The following is a 24,375-nucleotide window of genomic DNA, read 5'->3' as shown; positions in this document are numbered from 1 at the left end:
GCCCCGAGCGGTCCGCCCCGGGGCGGGCCGCTCGGGGTGCGGCTACACCGCCTCGCCTACGATGCGTGACGACGGTCACGGGGCGGTTCCCCGGCCGGGGAGGGACGACGTGGGCGACTACCTGACCAGCGCTCCGGTGGTGCACACCACCAGCTTCGAGGAGGCCCGGGAGGCCGTCACGTCGGTCTACCTGCCCCACCGTCTCGAGGGCGGCAGCGACGTGCTCGACATGCGTCTCAACGCCGTCACCGACCGTCACCTCACGCTGGGCTACCTCACCTACCAGGCCGAGACCGAGCTGTGGATGCCGCCGACCGACGTGTGCTACCACGTCAACCTCGACCTGGTCGGGGAGACCTGGGCCTCGCGCGGCGGACGGTCGAGCGCCCACACCCGGCCCCGGCGCGGCGGCACGGTGCTCACCCCCGACGTGCAGACCACGGTGCGGTGGTCCCACGACGCCGAGCAGCTCATCCTCAAGATCTCGCGGGCGGGCCTGGAGTCGCACCTCGCCGACCTGCTGGGCCGTCCGGTGGTCGACGTCGTCGCCTTCGACCTCTTCCTCGACCTGGAGTCGGCGGCCGGGCAGTCGCTGCTGCGCTCGGTGCAGTTCCTGGCCACCGAGCTCGACCGGCCCGGTGGGCTCGCCGACAGCCCGCTGGCGCGCCGCCAGCTGGAGTCCTACGTGCTGACCCAGCTGCTGCTGGCCGGGCGCCACCAGTACACCGACGACCTCACCGGTCGTGGCGACCGTGCCCGGCTGGGACGGCTGGCGCCCGTCGTACGCCACATCGAGGAGCACGCCCACGAGGCGCTGACCCCCGAGGTGCTGGCCCGGGTGGGCTGCGTGAGCGTCCGCACGCTGCACGCCGCCTTCCAGGAGCAGCTGGGCGAGTCGCCCATGGCCCACGTGCGCCGGGTGCGCCTGGCCAAGGTGCGCGCCGAGCTGCTGGCCAGCGACCCGCTGGAGACCCGCGTCACCGACGTGGCCACGCGCTGGGGCTTCTTCCACCAGTCGCGCTTCGCCCAGCAGTACCGCGCGCAGTTCGACGAGCTGCCCAGCGCCACCCTGCAGCGCTGAGCCCACACGTGGGCGCGCTGCGCTGAGCGGCCGGGGGCGGGCGCGCAACGGATAGTCGGCCCGCCGCCGGGCCGCCTAGCGTCGTGACGACGGCCGGCGTCGGAGCCGGCCCCCGACCACGGGAGTCCACGTGAGCGAGTCCGGCGACCTCGAGACCTTCCAGCTCTTCATCGACGGCGAGCGGGTCGACGCCCTGTCGGGCCGCACCTTCGAGTCGACCAACCCCTACACCGGCCGCCCCTGGGCCGTCGTGGCCGACGGCGGGCCGGACGACGTCGACCGGGCCGTGGCCTCCGCACGCGCGGCCTTCGAGGGCGAGTGGGGAGCGCGCAGCGGCTTCGAGCGCGCTGCGGTCATGCGCGACATCGCCGCCGCGATCACCGCCAACGCCGAGCGCCTGGCGCTGCTGGAGGTGCGCGACTCGGGCAAGCTCATGCGGGAGATGCGCGGCCAGCTCAAGGGCCTCGGCGCGTGGTACCTCTACTTCTCCGGCCTGGCCGACAAGCTGGAGGGCAAGACCGTGCCGGCGCTCGCGCCGCAGACCTACTTCGGCTACACCGTGCGCGAGCCGGTCGGCGTCGTCGGCGCGATCACGCCCTGGAACAGCCCCCTGCTGCTGCTCACCTTCAAGCTCGCGCCGCTGCTCGCCGCCGGGTGCACCGCGGTGGTCAAGCCCTCCGAGCACGCCCCGGCCTCGACCGTGGCCTTCGCCGAGGTGCTCCACGAGGCCGGCCTGCCCGCCGGGGTGCTCAACGTCGTCACCGGCTGGGACCGCTCCACCGGCGAGCGCCTGGCCGCCCACCCGGGCGTGGACAAGGTCGCCTTCACCGGCTCCACCGCGACCGGGGCGAAGGTGGCCCAGGCCGCCGTGGCCAACATCAACAAGGTCACCCTCGAGCTGGGCGGCAAGTCGCCCCAGGTCGTCTTCGCCGACGCCGACCTCGACGCGGCGGCCAACGGCCTGGTGGCCGGGGTCTTCGCGGCCACCGGCCAGACCTGCATGGCCGGCTCCCGCCTGATCGTGCACGAGTCGGTCAAAGACGAGCTCGTCGCCAAGGTCGTGGCCCGCGCCGAGAGCATCGTGCAGGGCGACCCGACCGACGCCGGCACCGAGATGGGGCCGGTCGCCAACCGCCCGCAGTACGAGAAGGTGCTGGGCTACCTCGACGGCGCCCGCGAGGAGGGGTGGACCATCGCCACCGGCGGCGGCCCCAACGACGACCTCGGCGGTCTCTTCGTGCGCCCCACCGTGGTCGTCGCGGAGCCCGAGGCGACCATCGTGCGCGAGGAGGTGTTCGGGCCCGTGCTGTCGGCCTACACCTTCAGCGACGAGGACGAGGCCGTGCGCCTGGCCAACGACACCCCCTACGGCCTGGCCGGGGCGGTCTGGACCAAGGACGTGCACCGCGCCCACCGGGTGGCCGGCAGGCTGCGCGCGGGCACGGTGTGGATCAACGCCTACCGCGTCGTGGCGCCCAACATGCCCTTCGGCGGCTTCGGGATGTCGGGCATCGGTCGGGAGAACGGCAGCGACGCCGTGGGGGAGTACCTCGAGGACAAGTCGGTCTTCGTGGAGCTCACCGGCGGCACCCGCGACCCCTTCCAGCTGGGCTGACCCGCGCCCGGCGGGCTCGCCCGCCGGGCTCAGGGGTGCGTCATCGACTCCACGTCGAGGGCCTCGTCGAGCTGGGCCTCGGTGAGCTCGCCGCGCTCGAGGAAGCCCATCGCGACGACGGTCTCGCGGATGGTGGCGCCGTCGGCGAGGGCCCGCTTGGCGACCGTCGCGGCGGCCTCGTAGCCGATGTGCTTGTTGAGCGGGGTCACCACGGAGGGCGAGGACTCGGCGTAGCCACGCATGCGCCCGGCGTCGGCGGTGACGCCGTCGACGCAGCGACGCGCCAGCAGGGTCGAGGAGGTGGCGAGCAGGCGCACCGACTCCAGCAGGTTGCGCGCGATCACCGGCATCGCGACGTTGAGCTCGAAGGAGCCGCTGGCGCCGGCCACGGTGACGGTGGTGTCGTTGCCGATGACCTGGGCGCAGACCATGAGCGTGGCCTCGGGCAGGACCGGGTTGACCTTGCCGGGCATGATGCTCGAGCCGGGCTGGAGGTCGGGCAGGTGGATCTCCGCCAGACCCGTGGTGGGCCCCGAGGACATCCAGCGCAGGTCGTTGCAGATCTTGGTCAGGCCCACGGCGTAGGTGCGCAGCACCCCGGAGAGCTCGACGAGGGAGTCGCGGGTGCCCTGGGCCTCGAAGTGGTCGCGGGCCTCGGTGAAGGGCTGCCCGGTCTGCTCGCCGAGCAGCGCGATGGCGCGCTGCGGGAAGCCCCGCGGGGTGTTGATGCCGGTGCCGACGGCCGTGCCGCCCAGCGGCAGCTCGCGCACCCGGGGGAGCACCGACTCCAGCCGCTCCGCGGCGTAGCGCACCGTGGCGGCGTAGCCGCCGAGCTCCTGGCCGAGCATCACCGGGGTGGCGTCCATGAGGTGGGTGCGCCCCGACTTCACCAGCCCGGCGAACTGCTCGGCCTTGGCCTCCAGGGAGGAGGCCAGCACGTCGAGGGCGGGCAGCAGGTCCTCGGTGACGGCCAGGGTGGCCGCCACGTGGATCGCGGTCGGGAAGGTGTCGTTGCTCGACTGGCTGGCGTTGACGTGGTCGTTGGGGTGCACCTCGACGCCCGCGCGGGCGGCCAGCGAGGCGATCACCTCGTTGGCGTTCATGTTGGAGCTGGTGCCGGAGCCGGTCTGGAAGACGTCGACGGGGAAGGCCTCGACGTGGGCGCCGGCGGCGACCTCGTCGGCGGCGGCCGCGATGGCGGCGGCCTGCTCCTCGGGCAGGATGCCCAGCGCGGCGTTGGCGCGCGCCGCGGCCGCCTTGACCTGGCCGATGGCCGCGACCAGCCGCGGCTCGATCGGCGTGCCGCTGATCGGGAAGTTCTCCACCGCACGCTGGGTCTGGGCCCGCCACAGCGCGTCGCGCGGCACCTCCACCTCGCCCATGCTGTCGTGCTCGACCCGCGTCGGTGGGCCGTCGGACGCGGGGGAGGTGCGGGTCGGGGAACCGGTGGGGAGGTCGGAGTCGCTCACACCTGGGACGGTACCCGCGAGACGTAGAGCCAGTACGTCTCCTCGCGCTCCTGCAGGCGCACGGGGAAGGGGCGCGCCTCGACCTCGCCGAGCACCGCGCGCATCGTCTCCTCCAGGCGTGGGGAGGCGTCGGCCGACCACACCACCAGCACCCCGCCGGGGCGCAGCACGCTGCGGGCCCGGTCGAGGAACGGCGCCTGGTAGAGCGAGGCGTTGGCGTCGTGCACGAGGTGGTCGGGTCCGTTGTCGACGTCGAGCAGCAGCAGGTCGTACGACGCGGGGCGCGCCTCGGCGAGGGCGACCGCGACGTCGGCCACCACCACGCGGGCCCGGGCGTCGGCCATCAGCGCGGGGCCGTGCGGCACGGTGCCGTCGCGCATCCAGGCGACCAGCGCCTCCTCGACCTCGACCACGGCGCAGCGCTCGACCCGGGGGTCGGCCAGCACCTCGTGCATCGTGTAGCCCAGGCCCAGACCACCGACGACGACGTCTCGGGGGTCGTCGCACAGCTCCAGCGCGGCACGGGCCAGCGCCCGCTCGGTGTGCACCTCCACGGTGTCCATGACGAAGACGCCGTTGGCGCGCAGCTCCAGCGCCCGCGAGCCGTCGTCACCGCGGCGCTCGCGCAGCACCAGCTCGCCGCGCGCGCTCTCGGCGCGGGCGACCTCGACGTGGTGGACCTCGACGGGACCGGCTCCGGGCTGCACCCCGTCATCCTCGCCCATCGCGGGACGCGACGTCACCCGGGCGTCACACGGCCGTCACGCGGGGCTCAGGTCGCTCTCAGCCGGGCTCCCTACGGTGGTGGAAGCGTCAACTACCGACCCCCGTCGCCCCCTCTGGAGGAACCCCCGTGTCGACCGTTCTCGGGAACCGTCTGCCCCCCGCCGCGCAGGACGTCGTGCTCCTGCTCGCCCGCCTGCTGCTCGGCGCCGTGCTGATCGCCCACGGCTGGCAGAAGCTCGTCGACCAGGGCGTGGGCGCCACGGCCGACGGCTTCGCCCAGCTGGGCATCCCCGCCCCCACGGCCGCGGCCGTCTTCGCGGTCGTGGCCGAGCTCGGCGGCGGCGTCCTGCTCGTGCTCGGGCTGCTCACGCCGGTCGCCGGCCTGCTGGTGGCGGCCACGATGGCCGGCGCGTGGTGGTTCGTGCACCGCGGCAGCGGTCTCTTCGCCGCCGAGGGCGGCTGGGAGCTCGTGGCCGCGCTGGGGCTCGGCGCGCTCGTGCTCGGCGTCGTGCCGGGGCGCCTCGCCCTCGACCACGTGCTCGCCGGCCGGGGAGCGCGCCGCGAGCCCGTCGCGGCCTGACCGGCCCACCCGGCCCGCCCACCCTTTGGGACCGGATCGGCCCCGGGACCCCCGGTGGGCTCGGGGCCGGGCCGGCGGCGCAGTACGTTCGAGACGGTCGGACCCGCCGACCGCGAGGAGGACCGATGAGCGACCACGAGGCCGGCACCGGCCAGGGATCCCAGCACGCGACGCCGAAGCCCGACGCCGCCGGCTCGAAGCTCTACACCGAGCACGACCCGGAGCGCGCCGCGGAGAAGGACAACGCCCACGAGCGCCCCGGTCCCGGCGACCAGGACGGCCAGCTCTCCGAGGTCGGCAACCTCGAGGACGCGGGCGACCCGATCATGCCCGACCAGGCCGTCGCCGGCGCCCCCGACGCCGAGAGCGGATCCGTCGACGAGGGTCCTGCGGGGCCCAACGCCAACCCCAACGCCGGCGCCCGACGTACCTGACCGGACCCTGCGACGCACGACGCCCCCGCACCGGACCGGTGCGGGGGCGTCGTGCGTCGCGGGGTAGGGCTACTCCTGCGAGCGCACCCGCAGGCCGGCGCCCAGCGCGCTCAGCGGCACCGTGACGGCGCCGGAGGGGTCGGTGAAGAAGTCGTTGCCCTTGTCGTCGACGACGATGAAGGCCGGGAAGTCCTCGACCTCGATCTTCCACACCGCCTCCATGCCGAGCTCGGCGTACTCCAGCACCTCCACCGAGGTGATGCAGTCCTGGGCCAGCCGGGCGGCGGGTCCGCCGATGGAGCCGAGGTAGAAGCCGCCGTGGGCCTCGCACGACTCGGTGACCTGCTTCGAGCGGTTGCCCTTGGCCAGCATCACCTTCGAGCCGCCGGCGGCCTGGAAGGACCGCACGTAGGAGTCCATCCGCCCGGCGGTGGTGGGGCCGAAGGAGCCGGACGCCATGCCGTCGGGGGTCTTGGCGGGGCCGGCGTAGTAGACCGGGTGGTCCTGGAGGTACTGCGGCATCTCCTCGCCGGCGTCGAGGCGCTCCTGGATCTTGGCGTGCGCGATGTCGCGGGCGACCACCAGCGGGCCGGTGAGCGAGAGGCGGGTCTTGACCGGGTGGCGGGTGAGCTCGGCGAGGATCTCGTCCATCGGGCGGGTCAGGTCGATGCGCACGACGTCGCCGGCGCCGACGAGGTCCTGCACCTCCGGCTCGGGGAGGTACTGCGCGGGGTCGGTCTCCAGCTGCTCGAGGAAGACGCCCTCGGCGGTGATCTTGCCCAGCGCCTGGCGGTCGGCCGAGCAGGAGACGGCGATCGCGACCGGGCACGAGGCGCCGTGGCGCGGCAGGCGCACGACCCGCACGTCGTGGCAGAAGTACTTGCCGCCGAACTGCGCGCCGATCCCGAAGGACTGGGTCAGCTCGAAGACCTGCTCCTCCAGCTCGAGGTCGCGGAAGCCGTGGGCGCTCATCGAGCCCTCGGTGGGCAGGTTGTCGAGGTAGTGCGCCGAGGCGTACTTGGCGGTCTTGAGCGCGAACTCCGCGCTCGTGCCGCCGATGACCACGGCGAGGTGGTACGGCGGGCACGCGGCGGTGCCGAGGGAGCGGATCTTCTCGTCGAGGAACTCCAGCATCCGCTTCGGGTTGAGGATCGCCTTGGTCTCCTGGAAGAGGAACGACTTGTTGGCCGACCCACCGCCCTTGGCCATGAAGAGGAACTTGTACTCCGGCGAGCCGTCGGCGGCGGGCGTGGAGTAGAGCTCGATCTGGGCCGGCAGGTTGCTGCCGGTGTTCTTCTCCTCGTAGGTGGTCAGCGGGGCCAGCTGGGAGTAGCGCAGGTTGAGCCGGGTGTAGGCGTCGAAGACGCCCCGGCTGATGGCCTCGCCGTCGTCGGCGCCGGTGAGCACGCCCTCGGACTTCTTGCCCATGACGATGGCGGTGCCGGTGTCCTGGCACATCGGCAGGACGCCGCCGGCGGAGATGTTGACGTTCTTGAGCAGGTCGAGCGCCACGAAGCGGTCGTTGCCGGAGGCCTCGGGGTCGTCGATGATCTTCCGCAGCTGGGCCAGGTGGGCCGGGCGCAGGTAGTGGCTGATGTCGTGCATCGCCTCGGCGGTCAGCCGCCGGATCGCCTCCGGCTCGACCTGGAGGAAGGTGCGCCCGCCGGCCTCGAAGGTGGAGACCCCCTCGTCGGTCACCAACCGGTAGGGCGTGTCGTCCTTGCCGGTGGGGAGGAGGTCGGAGTACCGGAAGTCGGGTTCGCTGGCCACGGGCCGCAAGGCTACGCCTGGGCGCGCCCCCGTGGGGCAGGACCCCGCTCCGCGGTCGACCCCTGGAAGGCGCCCGGAGCGGCTGCTACGGTCGACGGCGTCCACCACGGGAGCTCGCGGCAGCGAGCTGAGAGGGAGCTGAGCCGCTCCGACCGTCGAACCTGATCCGGGTCATGCCGGCGAAGGAAGCGAGGAGCAGCCGTGCTGTCGTCACGTCCCACCACCCGTCGTCCGAGCCCGCCGTCGAGCGCTCCGTCGAGTCCCCCGACAAGGGGGTGCGCCGGGGCTCCGCCCCGCTCGGCCCGGAGGGGCTGAGCCGTGCGCGTGCGGGTGCTCGGCGCGGGGGTCGTCGGCCTGGCCTGCACCGACGAGCTGGTGCGGCGCGGCCACGAGGTCGAGGTCGTCGACCCGGCCCCCGGTGGCGGTGCGTCCTACGCCGCCGCGGGGATGCTCGCGCCCACCGCCGAGGTGTGGCACGGCGAGGAGGCGCTGCTCGACCTGGGCCTGCGCAGCCTCGCGCTGTGGCCGTTCGCCGCCCGCCGCTGGGGTGTCGCGCTGCGCCCGGGCGGCACGCTCCTCGTCGGTCGTGACGACGCCGACCTCCAGCTGGTCGAGCGCCAGGCCGCGCTGCTGGCCCGCCTGGGCCGGCCCGTCGACGTCGTGGGCGGACGGGCCGCCCGCAGCCTCGAGCCGCGCCTCGGCGCCGGCGTCGCCGGAGCCGCCCTGCTGCCCGACGAGGGCAGCGTCGCCCCGCGCGAGGTCGTGGCCGCCCTGCTCGACCGGCACCGCGCCCGCCTCCTCCCGGCCCCGTCGGGGGCCCCGGTCGACCGCACGGTGGTCGCGACCGGGATCGCCGCGACCGGACTGGTGCGCGGCGTGCGCGGGGAGGTCCTGCGGCTGCGCAGCGACGACCCGCCCGAGCGCACCGTGCGCGGGTGGGTCCACGGCGAGCCCGTCTACGTCGTGCCCCGCGCCGACGGCGAGGTGGTCGTCGGCGCGACCAGCGAGGAGCACGACGCGCCCCCGGTGGTCACCGCCGGCGGGGTGCGCCGCCTGCTCGAGGCCGCCTGCCGGCTGCTGCCCGGGCTCGACCGCGCCGAGCTGCTCGAGGCGACCGCCCGCGACCGTCCGGCCACGGCCGACAACCTGCCGCTCGTGGGGCCGGCCGGGCCGCGCTGGTCCGCGGGTCGGGCCGACGGCGGCCACGACACGGGCACCGGCGGGCGCGAGACGCCGGGAGCCCGCGACACGGCCACCGTCGGCGACAGGGGCCCCGACGGCGACACCGTGCTGGCCGTCGGTCTCTTCCGCCACGGCGTGCTGCTCGCCCCGCTCGTGGCCGCGCTGGTGGCCGACCACCTCGACCACGGCCACGTCGAGCCCGCCCTCGACCCGCGCCGCCTCGACCCGCGCCGCCTCGATCGGCGCCGCCTCGATCCGCCGCCCGCGCCACCGCACCGCCACCCGACCGCCCCGGCACACCCCCACCCGACCGCCCCAGCACACCTCCACCCGGACGGAGACCGCCCATGACCCACGTCGTGCTCAACGGCGAGGCGCGCAGCCTCGACGACACCACCACGCTGGCCGAGCTGCTGGCCCCCACCGGCGCCGGGCGCGGCTGCGCGGTCGCCCTCAACGGCGTCGTCGTGCCCCGTGCGCAGCTGGCGGACCGGCGCCTCGCCGACGGCGACGTGGTCGAGGTCGTGACGGCGGTGCAGGGCGGATGAGCGCCGACGACGACCTCGTGGTCGGTGGCGTCGCGCTCGCCTCCCGACTCCTGCTCGGCACCGGCGGCCTGCCCTCGTTGGCGCTGCTGCCCGCCGTGCTGGCGGCCGCCCGCCCCGGCCTGGTCACGGTGAGCATGCGGCGCACCGGCGCCCGGGGCCCCGGCGGGGTGCTCGACGTGCTCGACCGCGCCGGCGTGCGGGTGCTGCCCAACACCGCCGGCTGCACCACCGCCCGCGAGGCCGTGCTCACCGCGGAGCTGGCCCGCGAGGCGCTCGGCACCGACTGGGTCAAGCTCGAGGTCGTCGGCGACGAGGCCACGCTGATGCCCGACCCCGTCGAGCTGCTCGAGGCCGCCGGGACGCTGGTGCGCTCCGGCTTCACCGTGCTTCCCTACACCACCGACGACGCCGTCGTGGCGCGCCGGCTGGCCGACCTCGGCTGCGCCGCGGTGATGCCGCTGGGCTCGCCCATCGGCTCGGGGCTGGGCGTGCTCAACCCTCGTGCCATCGAGGCCCTGGTCGCCGCCGTCGACGTGCCGGTCGTGCTCGACGCAGGCGTCGGCACCGCCAGCGACGCCGCGCTCGCGCTCGAGCTGGGCTGCGACGCTGTCCTCGCGGCGACCGCCGTGACGCGCGCCGAGGACCCCGTGCGCATGGCGTGCGCCCTGCGGCTGGCCGTCGAGGCCGGTCACGCCGCGCGGCACGCCGGGCGGGTGCCCCGCCGGCGCAGCGCCCGGGCCTCCAGCCCCGTCGAGGGCCGGATCGGGGCAGGGGCGTGAGCGCCCGGCCGACCCGCCCCTCGCCGTGGCCCGGACCCGGCGGACCGCCGCGCCTGCTGCTGCTCACCGACCGCTCCCAGCTGAGCCTGGGCCGGAGCCTGGTGGGCACCGTCGCGGAGTGCGTGGAGGCCGGCCTGCGCGCGGTGGTCGTGCGCGAGCCCGACCTGCACCCGCGTGCGCGCCACGCGCTCCTGGCCGCCCTCGCCCGGCTGCCCGGTCTGGTGGTGATCTCCTCGCGGCTGCCGGACCCCGCCGCCCACGGCGTGCACCTGGCCGCCCACCAGCGACCCGGCCGCTGGGCGGCGTCGGCGGCCGGCCCGGTGATGGGCCGCTCCTGCCACGCGGTGGGGGAGGTCCGCACGGCGGCGGCCGAGGGCGCGACGTACGTCGTGCTGTCGCCCTTCGGCGTCTCGCCGAGCAAGCCCGGCCACCTCCCGCCGCTGCCGCGGACCGCGTACGCCGAGGCAGCGGACGCCGGCGTGCCGGTGCTCGCCCTCGGCGGGATCGGCCGCGACGACGTGGCCGCCGCACTCGCCGCCGGCGCCCACGGGGTGGCCGTGATGGGGGGCGTCATGCGCGCCCGCGACCCCGCCGCCGAGGTGGCCGCCCTGCTGGCCCGGCTGCCCCCGCCCGCCTCCCAGCCGCCCGCCTCCCAGCCACCCGCCTCCCAGCCACCCGCCTCCCAGCCACCCGGGGGCCCACCTCCCGCCCCCGGCCGCCCACGTCCCACCCGCCCGAGCGCGAGCTGTGACGCCCCGTCAGCCGCTCTGCCGGCCCGCCGGCCCCCCTGCTGACCCGTCACGACGGAGCGGTGGACGAGCGGACCGCGCGTGGCGGCGCGCGGCCCCCGACCCGACCCCGACCCGGCCCAGACCTGACCTGACCTGACCCGACCTGACCCGAGGAGCCCCCCATGACCACCCACCCCGCCCACACCCGCGTGCTGACCGAGGCCGGCACGCCGGTGACCCGCGTGGCGCTGACCAACGGCGAGACCTTCGACCGCTACTGCACGGCCGGGCCCGGCTGCGACCCCGAGGTCGGCCTCCCGCGGCTGCGCGCCGACTGGATCGCGGCGCGCGGCGACACCGAGACCTACGCCGGGCGCACCCCGCAGCTGCTCGACGACGGACGGGGCGCGGTGCGGCGCGGCGCGGCCACCGACGCGTGGCGCGGCCCGCAGGCGCAGCCCCGCCGCGCCGTGCCCGGGGCACGGGTGACGCAGCTGCACTACGCGCGCCGGGGCGAGGTGACCCGGGAGATGGAGTACGTCGCCGCGCGCGAGGGCTGCGACGTCGAGCTGGTGCGCAGCGAGGTCGCCGCGGGCCGCGCGATCATCCCGCTCAACGTCAACCACCCCGAGGCCGAGCCGATGGTCATCGGGCGACGCTTCCTGGTGAAGGTCAACGCCAACATCGGCAACTCCGCGGTCACCAGCTCGATCGCCGAGGAGGTCGAGAAGCTCACCTGGGCCACGACCTGGGGCGCCGACACGGTGATGGACCTCTCGACCGGTGACGACATCCACACCACGCGGGAGTGGATCGTGCGCAGCTCGCCGGTGCCGATCGGCACCGTGCCGATCTACCAGGCGCTGGAGAAGGTCGGCGGCGAGGCCGACCGGCTGACCTGGGAGGTCTACCGCGACACCGTCGTCGAGCAGTGCGAGCAGGGCGTCGACTACATGACCGTGCACGCCGGGGTGCTGCTGCGCCACGTGCCGCTCACCGCGCGCCGCGTCACCGGCATCGTCAGCCGCGGCGGCTCCATCATGGCCGGCTGGTGCCTGGCCCACCACGAGGAGAACTTCCTCTTCACCCGCTTCGAGGAGCTCTGCGAGATCCTCGCCGCCTACGACGTGAGCATCAGCCTCGGCGACGGCCTGCGCCCCGGGTCGGTCGCCGACGCCAACGACGAGGCCCAGCTGGCCGAGCTGCGCACGCTGGCCGAGCTCACCACCCGCGCCTGGGAGCACGACGTGCAGGTGATGGTGGAGGGGCCCGGCCACGTGCCGCTGCACCTGGTGGAGGAGAACGTGCGCCTGCAGCAGGAGTGGTGCCACGGCGCGCCCTTCTACACCCTCGGCCCCCTCGCCACCGACGTCGCGCCCGGCTACGACCACATCACCAGCGCCATCGGCGCCGCGGCCATCGCCATGCACGGCACCGCCATGCTCTGCTACGTCACGCCGAAGGAGCACCTCGGCCTGCCCGACCGCGACGACGTGAAGACCGGCGTCATCACCTACAAGCTCGCCGCCCACGCCGCCGACGTCGCCAAGGGCCACCCCGGCGCGCGCGACTGGGACGACGCGCTGTCGCGGGCGCGCTTCGAGTTCCGCTGGCACGACCAGTTCGCGCTCTCCCTCGACCCCCGCACCGCGCAGGCCTTCCACGACGAGACCCTGCCGGCGGAGAGCGCCAAGACCGCCCACTTCTGCTCGATGTGCGGGCCGAAGTTCTGCTCCATGCGGATCAGCCAGGACGTGCGCGACCGCTTCGGCACCCCCGACGCCCAGGCCGACCCCGACCTCGACCCGGCCGCCGGCATGGCGCGGATGTCGGCGCAGTTCGTCGAGCTCGGCGGCACGGTCTACGTCGAGCCCGGGGCGGGGCCCGACCGGGGAGGGCCGCGTCCACGACGTGTGACCTGCCTCGCGCAACCGCTTGCGCTGCCCTAGGGTGACCCGAGTCACTTCACAACGGATCGTCCGGCACGTACCTGCCGGTGAAGGGAGCTGGTCATCATGGCCTCAGTGACGTTCGAGAAGGCACAGCGCTGGTACCCCGGGGCGGACAAGCCCGCGGTGCCCGGCATCGACCTGGAGGTGCGCGACGGGGAGTTCATGGTCCTCGTCGGCCCGTCGGGGTGCGGCAAGTCCACCACCCTCCGCATGCTCGCCGGGCTGGAGGAGGTCAACTCCGGCACCATCCGCATCGGCGACCGCGACATCACCACGATGCCGCCCAAGGACCGCGACATCGCGATGGTGTTCCAGAACTACGCGCTCTACCCCCACATGACCGTGGCCGAGAACATGGGCTTCGCGCTCAAGATGGCCAAGGTCCCCACCGCCGAGCGCGACAAGCGCGTCAAGGAGGCCGCCGCCATCCTCGGCCTCGAGGAGTACCTGGAGCGCAAGCCCAAGGCGCTCTCCGGCGGTCAGCGCCAGCGCGTGGCCATGGGTCGTGCGATCGTGCGCCAGCCGCAGGTCTTCTGCATGGACGAGCCGCTGTCGAACCTCGACGCCAAGATGCGCGTGCAGACCCGCACCGACATCGCCCGGCTGCAGGCCGACCTCGGCGTCACGACCGTCTACGTCACCCACGACCAGGTCGAGGCCATGACCATGGGCGACCGCGTCGCGGTGATGAAGGACGGCTACATCCAGCAGGTCGACACGCCCCTGGCGCTCTACGACCGGCCCGCCAACCTCTTCGTCGCCGGCTTCATCGGCTCCCCGCAGATGAACCTGCTGGAGGCCACCGCGGTCGAGGGCAAGGCGCAGATCGGCGACTACCAGGTGCCGGTCGACCCGACCGCCGCCCAGGTCATGCGCGGCAACGTCACGGTCGGCGTGCGCCCCGAGTCGTGGCGCATCGTCGGCGAGGGCGAGGGCGGCCTGCCCGTGCGGGTGACGGTCGTCGAGGAGCTCGGCGCCGACGCCTTCGTCTACGGCACCAGTGGGGTGGAGGGCACGCCCAACAACATCATCGTGCGCGTCAACGGCCGCGACCACGTGCACAAGGGCGAGACGATCTACGTCACGACCGACCCCCAGCACGTGCACGTCTTCGACACCGACACCGGGGAGCGGCTCTCCGCCTGAGCCGCAGGCCCCCGACGTACGACGAGACCGGCGCGTCCCCCACGGGGGGCGCGCCGGTCTCGCGTCGTGCGGGTCGGCTCAGCCCGGGGTGGGCTCGAGGGCCCGGGCGGGCACCTCGCCGGCGTGGTCGTGGTCGATGGTGAGGTTCTCGCCCGTGCTCGGGTCGAAGAGGTGCATCTTGGAGGTGTCGACCCAGATCTCGGCCTCGTCGCCCTCCGCGATCCGGCTGGAGCCGTCGAGCCCGACCACCAGCTGGGTGCGCAGCGACTCCCCGTCGAGGTCGCGCTCGAGCTGCTGCAGCTGCTGCTGCACCTCCGGCGGGGCCTCGAAGGGGATGTAGGCGTAGGCCTCGTTGCCCAGCCACTCCACGACCTCGACGGTCGCGCGGAAGGTGGAGCCCTCGCGCCCGGCGTCGACCACGGAGGCGTCCTCGAAGGCCTCGGGGCGGATGCCCGCGATGAGCAGGCCCTTGCCGGCGACCCGCTCGGCCTTCTCGGCCGAGATCTGCACGCTGCCGAAGGGCAGCGTGACGGTGGTGCCGTCGACCTCGGCGGGCAGGAAGTTCATCGGCGGGGAGCCGATGAAGCCGGCCACGAAGAGGTTGCACGGGTTGCCGTAGAGCTCGCGCGGGCTGGCCAGCTGCTGGAGCAGGCCGCGCTTGAGCACCGCGACGCGGTCGCCCAGGGTCATCGCCTCGGTCTGGTCGTGGGTGACGTAGACGGTGGTGATGCCCAGCTTCTTCTGCAGCCGCGCGATCTCGCTGCGCATCTGCCCGCGCAGCTTGGCGTCGAGGTTCGACAGCGGCTCGTCGAAGAGGAAGGCGTCGGCGTCGCGCACGATCGCGCGCCCCATCGCCACCCGCTGGCGCTGGCCGCCCGAGAGGTTGGCCGGCTTGCGCTCGAGGTGCTCGTCGAGCTCGAGGGTCTTCGAGGCCTCGCGCACCTTGGCGTCGACCTCCTCGTCCTTGGCCCCGGCCAGGCGCAGCGGGAACGCGATGTTCTCGTAGACGCTGAGGTGGGGGTAGAGGGCGTAGTTCTGGAAGACCATGGCCAGGTTGCGGTCGCGGGGGGCCAGGTCGTTGACCCGCTTCTCGCCGATGACCATGTCGCCGGAGGTGATGTCCTCCAGGCCGACGATCATCCGCAGCAGCGTCGACTTCCCGCAGCCCGAGGGGCCCACGAGGATGACGAACTCCCCGTCGGCGATGTCGATCGACACGTCGTTCACGGCCGGGAAGCCGTCGCCGTACTTCTTGACGATGTTCTTCATCTGGATGGAAGCCACGACGAGGTCACCCCTTCACCGCGCCGGACGTCAGCCCGGCCACGATCTTGCGCTGGAAAATCAGGACGATGATGACGATCGGGATCGTCGCGATGACGGCTCCCGCGGCCAGCAGCGAGGCCGGCCGGTTGAACGGGTCGGCGCCGACGAAGAAGGACAGCGACGCCGGGATGGGCCGGGCCGCCTCCGTCGAGGTCAGGGTGATGCCGAAGACGAAGTCGTTCCACGCGAAGAAGAACGTCAGGATCGCCGCGGTGAAGACCCCGGGCGCCGCGAGCGGCACGATCACCTTGCGGAAGGCCTGCCACGACGTGGCGCCGTCGACCTGGGCCGCCTGCTCCATCTCCCACGGGATCTCGCGGAAGAAGGCCGACAGGGTCCAGATCGCCAGCGGCAGCGTGAAGGACATGTAGGGGATGATCAGGCCGGGCCAGGTGTCGTAGAGCCCGATCGCGCGCCACATGTCGAACAGCGGGCTGACCAGCGAGACCACCGGGAACATCGCGATGGCCAGCGCCGTGGTCAGCACCAGCTTCTTGCCGCGGAACTCCAGGCGCGCGATGGCGTAGGCGGCCAGCGTCGCCAGGATCACCGACAGCGTGGTCGAGATCAGGCTGATGCCCAGGGAGTTGACGATCGCGCGACGGAACTGGTCGTTGCCCCAGGCGTCGCGGTAGTTGTCGAGGCCGGCGAACGCGCCGTCGGCCGGGAAGAAGCCCGGGCTGCCGTTGGTGACCGCGACGGCGTCCTTGAAGGACAGCGAGACGATCCACACCACCGGCAGCAGGCACCACACCAGGATCAGGCCGACGCCGACCACGAGTCCGATCTTCTGCTTCATGCCGCTCACCCCTCTCCTCGTGCCTTGGCCAGGTCGACCCGGAACAGCTTGACGATCAGGAAGGCCACCAGCAGCACCGAGAGGAACAGCAGCACCGACAGGGCCGAGCCCATGCCGAGCTGGAACTGCTCGATGGTCTGGCGGTAGACCAGGAACGAGATCGACTCGGTGCCCACGGCACCGCTGGTCATGACGAAGATGTTGTCGAAGATCCGGTAGGCGTCGAGGGCCCGGAAGAGCACTGCGACCATGATCGCCGCACGCATGTTGGGCAGGATCACCCGCCACAGCCGCTGCCACCAGGTGGCCCCGTCGACCTTGGCCGCCTCGATCATGTCGTCGCTGACCTGGGCCAGGCCCGCCAGCAGCAGCAGCGACATGAAGGGCGTGGTCTTCCAGATCTCCGAGACCATGATCGCGATGACCGCGGGCGTGGTCTCGCCGAACCAGTTGAAGGAGTCGCTGATCCCCGGCAGCCAGCCGTTGATGAAGCCGTTCTGGTAGGTGAACGCGAACTGCCAGGCGAAGCCGGAGACCACGGTGATGATGCCGTAGGGGATCAGGATCGAGGTCCGGATGATGCCGCGGGCGAAGACCACGCGGTGCATGACCATCGCGAAGGCGAAGCCGATCACCAGCTCGATGGCGACGGTGACCACCATGTAGAGCACGGTCACGCCGATGTCGCGCCAGAACAGCCCGTCGGTCAGGGCCGTGACGTAGTTGTCGATCCCGATGAACGCGCGGTCCTCGGGAGAGGTCAGCGAGTAGGTGTAGAACGACAGGTAGAGCGCGCGCAGGATCGGGAACGCCGTGACCAGCAGCATGATGACCACGGCCGGGGCGACCAGCCGCTGGCCGAGGCGCTGCTCGTGACGGGCCCGGTCGGAGAGCTCCGGGCGCTTGTCCTTGCGCCGGTCGCGACGGTTGTCGGTGGCCTCGCGCTCCTCGCCCCGGGCCGGGGGCGCCACGGCGCTCACAGCAGGGCCTCCGAGCGCAGGACCTCACGCAGGTAGTCCGCCGACTCGGCGGGCGTGGTGTCGGGGTCGACCTCGGTGGGGGAGTGCCACGAGGCCTGGATCGCACCCGAGATGAGGTTGTAGTAGGCGCTCTTGGGCCGCGGGGCGCCGGCCTCGAGGCTCTCCTGGAAGAGGGTCAGCAGGCTGGGGTCGAAGGCGTCGACGAGCTCCTGGGCGTCGTAGACCGACTGCCGCGAGGGCATCAGGCCGTCGGTGACGGCCAGCTGCTGCTGGGCCTCGGGGGAGGACACGCACTGCGCGGCCTCGAAGGCCCAGTCCTTGTTCTCGGTGAACTCCCCGACCGCGATGTCGATGCCGCCGACCGGGGGCCGGGACTCCTCGCCCTCGACGGTCTGGGGGTAGCGCGCCCAGCCCAGGTCGTCGAACTGCTCCTGGGTGAAGGCGCCGCCCTCGGTGGGCTCGTAGTTCTTGTAGACGAAGGTCCAGTTGGTCATGAACTCACCCGGCCCGTCGAACATGAAGGGCAGGCTGGTGCCCTCGCGGGAGACCGACAGGTCGGGCTGGGCGGCGCCCGACTCGGCGAGCTCCTGCACGACCGTGGCGGCGGCCCGGCCGGCCTCGGAGTCGATGTCGACCTGGGCCTCGCTGCCGGCCTCGGTGTCGGAGACGATGTCGCCCCCGGCGCCGGCGACCAGCGAGTTGATCCACACCATGTAGGCCTCGTAGCGGTCGGCCTGCACGCCGACGGTGCCGCCCTGGTCGGCGGCGGCCTCGATGACCTGCGACCAGGTGACCGGCCGGCTCATGTCGAGGCCGGCGGCCTCGGCCAGCGACTTGCGGTACCACAGCACCTGGGTGTTGGCCCACTGCGGCGCGGCGTAGACGCCGTCGTCCCAGCGCACGGTCTCGGCGGGGCCGGAGAGCACGTCGTCGTCGACGACCTGCGAGGCCAGCTCCTCGGGCCACTCCGCGATCCACCCGGCGTTGGCGAACTCCGGCACGAAGACCGGGTCGAGGCTCATCAGGTTGGTCTCGGAGTCGGAGGCCGCGAGGCGCCGGGCCAGCTGCGTGCGCTGGTCGGTGGCGCCGGTGGGCAGCAGCTGGATCTCGATGTCGTAGTCGTCGGTGCTGCAGTCGGCGGCGAGCTGGGTGAGCGTGGCCTGGCCGTCGGGGTTGATGTACCAGTTCAGCACCGGCTTGCCGTCGCTGCCGCAGGCGGCCAGCAGGCTCGAGGCCAGCGCCAGGCCGGCCAGGCCCGCGATCGCGCGGCGCGGCCGTCGGGACGCACGGGGGAGCCGGGAGCGGTGCGGGGGCGCGGGGAGGGAAGTGTCACCGCCCCCCGCGCTGGTGGAGGGTGGGGCGCTTCGATGCATGGGGGAGCCTCTCCGGTCCGGGGTGGTCCCACACGTCTAGTCCTCCCCGGTGCGGATGTCCACCCCTCCCACCGCGAGGGGTGAGCGGGCACCGGTGGCCGCGGCGGGCCGGGCCGGCGGGCCGGGTCAGGCCGGCCGGGCGCGGTCCGCCGTACGTCGGATCGCGGCGACGAAGGTCTCGAAGAGGGCGGGGGGCATGTCGTGGCCCATGCCGTCGACCAGCAGCAGCTCCGCGCCGGGCAGGGCGCGGGCGGTGGCGCGGCCGCCGGAGACGTGGACCATCTTGTCGGCCAGGCCGTGCACGACGACCGCGGGCGCCGTCACCGCGCGCAGGCGCGGGGCACGGTCGGGCTGAGTGAGGATGGCCAGCATCTGGCGCATCACGCCGTGGGCGCTGACGCCCCGGTCGAAGGTCTCCTCGGCGCGGGCGCGGCGCTCCTCCTCGGTCTGGGGGTAGGCGGGGGAGCCGATGAGCTGCCACATCTTCTCGCTGGAGCGCACGTAGGCCTCGCGGCCGGCGCCGGCCCGGGCGATCAGCGCCGGCAGGAGGGAGGGGTGCTGCCAGCCGACCGTGCGCTTGCCGGTGGTCGACATGATGCTGGCCACCGACCTGACCCGGGAGGGCTCGGCGATCGCGACCGTCTGCACGATCATGCCGCCCATCGAGACCCCGGCCAGGTGGGCCGACCGCACCCCGAGGTGGTCGAGCAGCGCGACGGCGTCGCCGGCCAGGTCGGCCATGGAGTAGGGAGCGCGCACCTTGGTGCCGGCGAAGGCCCGCACCAGGGCGGTGCGCCCGACCCGCCCGGGCATCCGGCTGGAGCGGCCGGTGTCGCGGTTGTCGTAGCGCACGACGTAGAAGCCCTGGCGCGCGAGCATGCGGCACAGCTCGGCGTCCCACCAGGTCATCGGGCCGCCGAGGCCCATCACGAGCAGCAGCGGCTCGTCGTCGGGGTCGCCGAAGGTCTGGTAGCACAGCTCGAGGTCGGGGCGCACCGGAGCGAGGAGCTCCTCGGAGACGGCCACGTCGTGGGCGTCGTCGGTGCGGTCGTCCTGCTGGGGCGTCCGGGAGGCCATGGCCCCAGTGAACCGCATGGGCCATACCGCCCCCCGAACGGACCCGATGGGGTGAGTGGGGTCACATACCGGCGTTACGTGGGCGTAACGTCGGGGCATGAACGACGCGACCCCCGGCTCGCTGGACCCCCTCGGCTCCTTCCTGCTGCCCGACGGCTTCCGCCGCCCGCCCCTCGTGGCGATGCTGCGCGAGGGCCGCGTGGTCGGGGAGGCCGGGCGCCACGTCGTGCGGTCGGTGGGCGAGCGGCGCGAGCGCCTGGGCCGGCCCTACGCGACGCGGGCGGGGGGCCGCGACGCCGACCCGGTGCTGCTCGTGCCCGGCTTCATGGCCGGCGACGGGTCGCTGCAGTGGATGCGCTCCTCGCTGCGCCACCAGGGCTTCCGCACCTACCGCTCGATGATCCACGTCAACATCGGCTGCACCCTGGCCGCGGCGACCCGCCTCGAGGCGCGCCTGGAGTCGATCGCCATTCGACGCGAGAGCCGCGTGCAGATCGTCGGGCACAGCCTCGGCGGCATGCTGGCGCGCGGCGTCGCCGTACGCCGCCCCGACCTGGTCTCGGGCATCGTCACCATGGGCAGCCCGATGCTGGCGCCCGGCGCCCACCACCGCGCGCTGAGCGCCGGCGTCGAGACCCTCGTGCGGCTCAGTCGCGCCGGCGTGCCCGGGCTGATGTCGGAGGAGTGCGTGGCCGGGGCCTGCGCGCGGGAGAGTTTCGAGGAGAGCCGCTCGCCGATGCCCGCGGGCGTGGGCTTCACCGCGATCTACTCCCGCCGCGACGGGGTCGTGGACTGGCAGGCCTGCGTCGACCCCGAGGCGCACGCCGTCGAGGTGCGCGCCTCCCACCTCGGCATGGCCGTCGACCCGCGCGTGGCCGCCGAGGTCGTCGCCGCCCTGCACCGCCACCGCGCCGGTGTCGCCGGCGAGCTGCAGGCGGCCGAGATCGCCTGAGCCCTCCGCCGCTGCCGGGCCGCGGGTGGGCTGCGGGTGGGACGTCATGCGGAGGGTGGAGGCGCATCCACGTCTCGCATGACGTCCGCAGCCGTGGTGCTCAGCCCCCGAAGTCGATGGAGGAGAAGGCGCTCAGCTTCTGCAGCCGGTGCTCGGCGGTGATGGTGCGCACGGTGCCGCTGCGCGAGCGCATCACCAGCGACTCGGTGGTGGCGCCACCGGCGCGGTAGCGCACGCCGCGCATCAGGTCGCCGTCGGTGATGCCGGTGGCCACGAAGAAGCAGTCGTCGCCGGTGACCAGGTCGTCGGTCGACAGCACGCGGTCGAGGTCGTGGCCGGCGTCGAGGGCGCGCTGGCGCTCGTCGTCGTCGGTGGGCCACAACCGGCCCTGGATGACGCCGCCCATGCACTTGAGCGCGGTGGCGGCGATGATGCCCTCGGGCGTGCCGCCGATGCCGAGCAGCAGGTCGACGCCGCTGTCGGGGCGGGCCGCGGAGATCGCGCCCGCGACATCGCCGTCGACGATGAACTGGATCCGCGCGCCGGTGGCGCGGATCTCCTCGGCCAGGTCGGCGTGGCGCGGACGGTCGAGGAGCACCACGGTGACGTCGGAGGGGCTGGCGCCCTTGGCCTTGGCCACGGCGCGGATGTTCTCCGAGACGGGGTTGCGGATGTCGACGACGTCGGCGGCCTCGGGGCCGGCGACCAGCTTCTCCATGTAGAAGACCGCGGAGGGGTCGTACATCGAGCCGCGCGGGGAGACCGCGAGCACGGCCACGGCGTTGCTCATGCCCTTGGCCGTCAGCGTGGTGCCGTCGATGGGGTCGACGGCGACGTCGCACTCCGGGCCAGTGCCGTCGCCCACGGACTCGCCGTTGTAGAGCATGGGGGCGTTGTCCTTCTCGCCCTCGCCGATGACGACGGTGCCGTTCATGCCGATGGTCGAGATCATCACGCGCATCGCGTTGACCGCGACCTCGTCGGCGCCGTTCTTGTCACCCCGCCCCACCCAGCGTCCGGCGGCCATGGCAGCCGCCTCCGTCACGCGCACCAGCTCGAGGGCCAGGTTGCGGTCGGGCGACATCGGGGCGACCCGGAGGGCCTCCGGCTCGGCGGGGTGCGGCGTGGGGCGGGTCATGGGCGCATGCTAGCGGTCCGGGGATAGGTCCTCACCGACGTCTCCTTCACCGTCAGCCAGACCTCGCGGCCCGGGTCGAGCCCGAGCTCGACCGCGGCCTCGGGCGTCACGTCGGCGATCAGCTCCTGCGCGCCGTCGGTGCGCGCGAGCAGGCGTACGGCGTCACCGTGCGGCACCACGCTCAGCACCGAGGCGCGCCACCGGTTGCGCGCCGACCCCTCGGGCGCGCGCAGCGAGACCGTGACGGCGCTGGGCGGGAAGGACCGGTTGGTGTCGGAGTCGGCGACGACGTTGAGCCCGACGAGGCGAGCGACGTGGTCGGTGAGCGGGTGGGCCGCCACGTCGCGGGGGGTGCCGGTCTGCGCGACGCGGCCCTCGTCGAGCACCAGCACCTCGTCGGCGAGGGTGAGCGCGTCGAGGGCGTGGTGGGTGACCAGCAGCGCCACCCCCGCGAAGTCGGCGAGGTGGCGGGCCAGCTCGATGCGCAGCGCGGTGGCCACGCCGACGTCGAGGCCGGAGAAGGGCTCGTCGAGCAGCAGCAGCTCGGGCTCGGTGGCCAGGGCCCGGGCGATCGCGACCCGCTGCGCCTGGCCCCCCGAGAGCTGGCGGGGCCGGCGCGCGGCGAGGTCGCCGACCCCGAGCCGGTCCAGCCACTCCTGAGCGTGGGCCCGCGCGGGGGTGCGGGCCCGGCCGCGGGCGCGCAGGCCGAAGGCGACGTTCTCCAGCGCGCTGAGGTGGGGGAAGAGCGACTGGTCCTGGAAGACCAGCCCGACGCGGCGGTGGCGCACGGCGAGCGGCGGGGCGGTCCAGCTGCGCCCGCCGACCTCGACCTCGCCCGCCATCGCGGTCGTGCCGGCGAGGGCGCCGAGCAGGGTGGACTTGCCCGCGCCGTTGGGTCCGATGACCGCGACCACCGACCCTGCGGCGGCGGTGACCTCGGCGTCGAGACGACCGGGCACCCTGACGCGGGCGCGGAGGCCCGGCCCGGTGGCCCTGCCGGGCCCGCTCAGGGCCTCCTCGGAGCCGGTCACGAGGTCGTCAGCCATCGGTTGCGCAGGCCGGCGAGCACGCCGACGGAGACCAGCAGCAGGATCATGCTCAGCGTGCGGGCCACGGCGGGGTCGGCCTGGAGCTGGGTGTAGATCAGCGACGGCATGGTCTGGGTGGTGCCGGGGAAGTTGCCGGCGAAGGTGATGGTGGCGCCGAACTCGCCCAGCGAGCGGGCCCAGGCCAGCACGGCGCCGGCCACCACGCCCGGCATCGCCAGCGGCAGGGTCACCCGGCGGAAGGCGTGCCAGCGGGTCGCACCCAGGGTGGCCGCGACGACGTCGTACCGCTCGCCGGCCGTGCGCAGCGCGCCCTCCACGCTCAGCACGTAGAAGGGCATGGCCACGAAGGTGTGGGCGATGACCACGGCGGTCGTGGTGAAGGGCACGGTGAGGCCGGTGGTCTCGCGCAGCAGGGAGCCCACGACGCCGTTGCGGCCCAGCGCGGTCACGAGCGCGACGCCGGCCACCACCGGTGGCAGCACGAGCGGCACGGCCACCGCCGCGCGCAGCACCGAGCGGCCGGCGAAGTCGACCCGCGCCAGCAGCCACGCCAGGGGGGTGCCCAGCACGAGGCAGGCGAGCACGGTGACCGCCGAGGTCAGCGCGGTGATCCTCAGCGCCGCCAGCACCGGCGCCGAGCCGAGCTGGTCGAGGAAGTCGCCCCAGGGGGTGTCGAGCACGAGGGTCACGAGGGGTACGACGAGCAGCGCCGCGGCCACCGCGCCGGGCACGACGAGCACCAGCGGCGGGCGGCCGAGGTGGGAGCCGGGGCGCGTGGTCGCCCCCGCGTCGGGGGGTGGGGTCACGGCTGCCCGAAGCCGGCGTCGGCCAGCACCTGCCGGCCGGCCTCGGAGAGCACCAGGTCGACGAACTCCTGGGCGAGCTCCGGGTCGCCGGCCTGGTCGAGCGGGGCGATGGGGTAGTCGGTGACCTGGTCCTCGGCGCCCGGCACCTCGAAGGTCTCGACCTGGTCGCCGGCCGCGACCGCGTCGGTCTCGTAGACGAAGCCGGCGTCGGCCTCGTCGTCGGTCACCTTGGCCAGCACCGCCTTGACGTCGACCTCGAGGCTGGCCGGCTGGGAGGTCACCCCCTCCTCGGCCGCGACGGCCGCCCAGATCGCGCCGCAGGGGGCGGTGTCGACGCACACGACGTAGGTGGCGTCGCCGTCGGCGACGTCCTCGAAGCCCGACAGGTCGGCCGGGTTGCCGGCCGGCACCGCCATGACCAGGGTGTTGGTGGCGAAGACCTGCGGATCGGCGGCCAGCACGTCGGCGGCGGTGTCCATGGTGCGGGAGTCGGCGGTGGCGAGGACGTCGGCCGGAGCCCCCTCGACGGCCTGCCCGGCGAGGGTGGCGGAGGAGTCGAAGGCCAGCTCCACCTCGACGCCCTCGTGGTCGGCCTCGAACTGCTCGGCCAGGGTCGTGAAGGTCTCGGTGAGCGAGGCGGCGGCCAGCACGGTGATCGTGGTGTCGCCCGTGCCGTCACCCGCGCCGCCGGTGTCGCCGCTGCCGTCGGCGTCAGTGCCGCAGGCGGCCAGGGGGAGGACGAGCGCGACCGCGGCGGCCGTCGCGGCGAGGCGGCGGGTGGTGCGGGTGGGGCGTGTGGTGCCGCGGCTGGCGGGGCTGGTCATGGCTGGCTCCTGGTCGGGGCTGCGGGGGGGGGKGGGAG

At 74.0% G+C, this 24,375-nt stretch carries 23 protein-coding genes and 1 riboswitch; of the genes, 11 read left to right on the top strand and 12 right to left on the bottom strand.

The features are described 5' to 3' along the window. The first annotated feature begins 109 nt into the window (after positions 1-109). A complete protein-coding gene (locus ASF50_RS13155) occupies positions 110-1,081 on the top strand; it encodes an AraC family transcriptional regulator (RefSeq protein ID WP_200920149.1) in 972 nt (323 codons plus the stop codon). A gap of 130 nt (positions 1,082-1,211) precedes the next feature. After that, entirely contained in the window at positions 1,212-2,696 is a 1,485-nt protein-coding gene (locus ASF50_RS13150; protein WP_056904729.1) for an aldehyde dehydrogenase, read from the top strand. 29 nt (positions 2,697-2,725) lie between these two features. Here ASF50_RS13150 and ASF50_RS13145 read toward each other — a convergent pair whose 3' ends face one another. Together ASF50_RS13145 and ASF50_RS13140 are read right to left on the bottom strand one after the other, a co-directional pair. Then, positions 2,726-4,165 carry a class II fumarate hydratase gene (locus ASF50_RS13145; RefSeq protein ID WP_082503164.1) on the bottom strand — a complete coding sequence of 480 codons (1,440 nt, stop codon included), beginning with the start codon at positions 4,163-4,165 and terminating at the stop codon, positions 2,726-2,728. Then, complete coding sequence (locus ASF50_RS13140; protein WP_228941356.1) at positions 4,162-4,872, bottom strand: hypothetical protein; 711 nt, start codon at positions 4,870-4,872, stop codon at positions 4,162-4,164. Before ASF50_RS13140 ends, ASF50_RS13145 begins: the two co-directional genes overlap by 4 nt. A 146-nt stretch (positions 4,873-5,018) precedes the next feature. On the opposite strand from ASF50_RS13140, the gene ASF50_RS13135 reads away from it, so the two are divergent. After that, positions 5,019-5,471, top strand: a complete 453-nt coding sequence (locus tag ASF50_RS13135) for a DoxX family protein (RefSeq protein WP_056862203.1) — start codon at positions 5,019-5,021, stop codon at positions 5,469-5,471. A gap of 125 nt (positions 5,472-5,596) precedes the next feature. Next, on the top strand, positions 5,597-5,905 hold the full coding sequence (locus ASF50_RS13130) for a hypothetical protein (protein WP_056862204.1): 309 nt from the start codon (positions 5,597-5,599) through the stop codon (positions 5,903-5,905). 69 nt (positions 5,906-5,974) lie between these two features. Here the strand turns inward: ASF50_RS13130 and ASF50_RS13125 are convergent, their stop codons facing one another. Continuing rightward, positions 5,975-7,675: a fumarate hydratase gene (locus ASF50_RS13125; protein WP_200918912.1), complete on the bottom strand. Its 1,701-nt coding sequence runs from the start codon at positions 7,673-7,675 to the stop codon at positions 5,975-5,977. A 96-nt stretch (positions 7,676-7,771) separates the two neighbouring features. Beyond that, positions 7,772-7,881, top strand: a riboswitch (TPP riboswitch). Positions 7,882-7,993: 112 nt separating this feature from the next. Here ASF50_RS13125 and ASF50_RS13120 point away from each other — a divergent pair. The 6 genes from ASF50_RS13120 to ASF50_RS13095 all read left to right on the top strand — a co-directional run bounded on the left by ASF50_RS13120 (position 7,994) and on the right by ASF50_RS13095 (position 14,013). Then, positions 7,994-9,208 (top strand): FAD-dependent oxidoreductase, encoded by a 1,215-nt coding sequence (locus tag ASF50_RS13120; protein ID WP_056904727.1) that lies wholly within the window; start codon positions 7,994-7,996, stop codon positions 9,206-9,208. Continuing rightward, the gene (thiS, locus tag ASF50_RS13115) at positions 9,205-9,405 is read left to right on the top strand and encodes a sulfur carrier protein ThiS (RefSeq protein WP_056862207.1); all 201 of its coding nucleotides are present in this window, start codon (positions 9,205-9,207) and stop codon (positions 9,403-9,405) included. Before ASF50_RS13120 ends, thiS begins: the two co-directional genes overlap by 4 nt. Continuing rightward, positions 9,402-10,184: a thiazole synthase gene (locus ASF50_RS13110; protein ID WP_056904726.1), complete on the top strand. Its 783-nt coding sequence runs from the start codon at positions 9,402-9,404 to the stop codon at positions 10,182-10,184. The genes thiS and ASF50_RS13110 overlap by 4 nt, the downstream gene beginning before the upstream one ends. Further along, on the top strand, positions 10,181-10,978 hold the full coding sequence (locus tag ASF50_RS13105; RefSeq protein WP_056904725.1) for a thiamine phosphate synthase: 798 nt from the start codon (positions 10,181-10,183) through the stop codon (positions 10,976-10,978). Before ASF50_RS13110 ends, ASF50_RS13105 begins: the two co-directional genes overlap by 4 nt. Before the next feature lie 119 nt (positions 10,979-11,097). After that, positions 11,098-12,864: a phosphomethylpyrimidine synthase ThiC gene (gene thiC / locus ASF50_RS13100; protein ID WP_056904724.1), complete on the top strand. Its 1,767-nt coding sequence runs from the start codon at positions 11,098-11,100 to the stop codon at positions 12,862-12,864. 66 nt (positions 12,865-12,930) lie between these two features. Then, the gene (locus ASF50_RS13095) at positions 12,931-14,013 is read left to right on the top strand and encodes an ABC transporter ATP-binding protein (RefSeq protein ID WP_056862211.1); all 1,083 of its coding nucleotides are present in this window, start codon (positions 12,931-12,933) and stop codon (positions 14,011-14,013) included. Between the two features lie 78 nt (positions 14,014-14,091). Here the strand turns inward: ASF50_RS13095 and ASF50_RS13090 are convergent, their stop codons facing one another. The 5 genes from ASF50_RS13090 to ASF50_RS13070 all read right to left on the bottom strand — a co-directional run bounded on the left by ASF50_RS13090 (position 14,092) and on the right by ASF50_RS13070 (position 19,568). Then, on the bottom strand, positions 14,092-15,297 hold the full coding sequence (locus ASF50_RS13090) for an ABC transporter ATP-binding protein (RefSeq protein ID WP_056862212.1): 1,206 nt from the start codon (positions 15,295-15,297) through the stop codon (positions 14,092-14,094). A gap of 7 nt (positions 15,298-15,304) precedes the next feature. Then, complete coding sequence (locus tag ASF50_RS13085) at positions 15,305-16,138, bottom strand: carbohydrate ABC transporter permease (protein ID WP_056862863.1); 834 nt, start codon at positions 16,136-16,138, stop codon at positions 15,305-15,307. 5 nt (positions 16,139-16,143) lie between these two features. Next, positions 16,144-17,118 carry a carbohydrate ABC transporter permease gene (locus ASF50_RS13080; RefSeq protein ID WP_235557664.1) on the bottom strand — a complete coding sequence of 325 codons (975 nt, stop codon included), beginning with the start codon at positions 17,116-17,118 and terminating at the stop codon, positions 16,144-16,146. Next, a complete protein-coding gene (locus ASF50_RS13075) occupies positions 17,115-18,491 on the bottom strand; it encodes an extracellular solute-binding protein (RefSeq protein ID WP_082503163.1) in 1,377 nt (458 codons plus the stop codon). The genes ASF50_RS13080 and ASF50_RS13075 overlap by 4 nt, the downstream gene beginning before the upstream one ends. Positions 18,492-18,617: 126 nt before the next feature. Further along, entirely contained in the window at positions 18,618-19,568 is a 951-nt protein-coding gene (locus tag ASF50_RS13070; protein ID WP_235557663.1) for an alpha/beta fold hydrolase, read from the bottom strand. 97 nt (positions 19,569-19,665) lie between these two features. Here ASF50_RS13070 and ASF50_RS13065 point away from each other — a divergent pair, with 97 nt between their 5' ends. Continuing rightward, on the top strand, positions 19,666-20,520 hold the full coding sequence (locus ASF50_RS13065) for an alpha/beta fold hydrolase (RefSeq protein WP_056904722.1): 855 nt from the start codon (positions 19,666-19,668) through the stop codon (positions 20,518-20,520). Between the two features lie 100 nt (positions 20,521-20,620). Here the strand turns inward: ASF50_RS13065 and glpX are convergent, their stop codons facing one another. Genes glpX through modA form a run of 4 tightly spaced genes read right to left on the bottom strand, consistent with a single transcriptional unit; the run spans position 20,621 to position 24,337 of the window. Next, on the bottom strand, positions 20,621-21,658 hold the full coding sequence (gene glpX / locus ASF50_RS13060) for a class II fructose-bisphosphatase (RefSeq protein WP_056904721.1): 1,038 nt from the start codon (positions 21,656-21,658) through the stop codon (positions 20,621-20,623). Further along, positions 21,655-22,704 carry an ABC transporter ATP-binding protein gene (locus ASF50_RS13055; protein ID WP_082503162.1) on the bottom strand — a complete coding sequence of 350 codons (1,050 nt, stop codon included), beginning with the start codon at positions 22,702-22,704 and terminating at the stop codon, positions 21,655-21,657. The genes glpX and ASF50_RS13055 overlap by 4 nt, the downstream gene beginning before the upstream one ends. Further along, positions 22,686-23,513, bottom strand: coding sequence for an ABC transporter permease (locus tag ASF50_RS13050; RefSeq protein ID WP_056862217.1), 828 nt, complete (start codon positions 23,511-23,513; stop codon positions 22,686-22,688). Before ASF50_RS13050 ends, ASF50_RS13055 begins: the two co-directional genes overlap by 19 nt. Next, positions 23,510-24,337, bottom strand: a complete 828-nt coding sequence (gene modA, locus ASF50_RS13045) for a molybdate ABC transporter substrate-binding protein (protein WP_056904720.1) — start codon at positions 24,335-24,337, stop codon at positions 23,510-23,512. Before modA ends, ASF50_RS13050 begins: the two co-directional genes overlap by 4 nt. Positions 24,338-24,375 lie beyond the last annotated feature (38 nt).

It is taken from the genome of Nocardioides sp. Leaf307, assembly GCF_001423135.1.
In the GTDB taxonomy this organism is placed as follows: Bacteria; Actinomycetota; Actinomycetes; order Propionibacteriales; family Nocardioidaceae; genus Nocardioides; species Nocardioides kribbensis.
The sequence above is the reverse complement of the archived record's forward strand: the minus strand, read 5'-3'. Positions and strand labels throughout refer to the sequence as shown.

Coding starts and splice junctions, on each gene's coding strand:
- thiS (WP_056862207.1), top strand. CDS start 9,205: ATGACCCACGTCGTGCTCAACGGCGAGGCGCGCAGCCTCGACGACACC.
- ASF50_RS13110 (WP_056904726.1), top strand. CDS start 9,402: ATGAGCGCCGACGACGACCTCGTGGTCGGTGGCGTCGCGCTCGCCTCC.
- modA (WP_056904720.1), bottom strand. CDS start 24,337: ATGACCAGCCCCGCCAGCCGCGGCACCACACGCCCCACCCGCACCACC.
- glpX (WP_056904721.1), bottom strand. CDS start 21,658: ATGACCCGCCCCACGCCGCACCCCGCCGAGCCGGAGGCCCTCCGGGTC.
- ASF50_RS13070 (WP_235557663.1), bottom strand. CDS start 19,568: ATGGCCTCCCGGACGCCCCAGCAGGACGACCGCACCGACGACGCCCAC.
- thiC (WP_056904724.1), top strand. CDS start 11,098: ATGACCACCCACCCCGCCCACACCCGCGTGCTGACCGAGGCCGGCACG.
- ASF50_RS13055 (WP_082503162.1), bottom strand. CDS start 22,704: ATGGCTGACGACCTCGTGACCGGCTCCGAGGAGGCCCTGAGCGGGCCC.
- ASF50_RS13130 (WP_056862204.1), top strand. CDS start 5,597: ATGAGCGACCACGAGGCCGGCACCGGCCAGGGATCCCAGCACGCGACG.
- ASF50_RS13085 (WP_056862863.1), bottom strand. CDS start 16,138: ATGAAGCAGAAGATCGGACTCGTGGTCGGCGTCGGCCTGATCCTGGTG.
- ASF50_RS13065 (WP_056904722.1), top strand. CDS start 19,666: ATGAACGACGCGACCCCCGGCTCGCTGGACCCCCTCGGCTCCTTCCTG.
- ASF50_RS13075 (WP_082503163.1), bottom strand. CDS start 18,491: ATGCATCGAAGCGCCCCACCCTCCACCAGCGCGGGGGGCGGTGACACT.
- ASF50_RS13095 (WP_056862211.1), top strand. CDS start 12,931: ATGGCCTCAGTGACGTTCGAGAAGGCACAGCGCTGGTACCCCGGGGCG.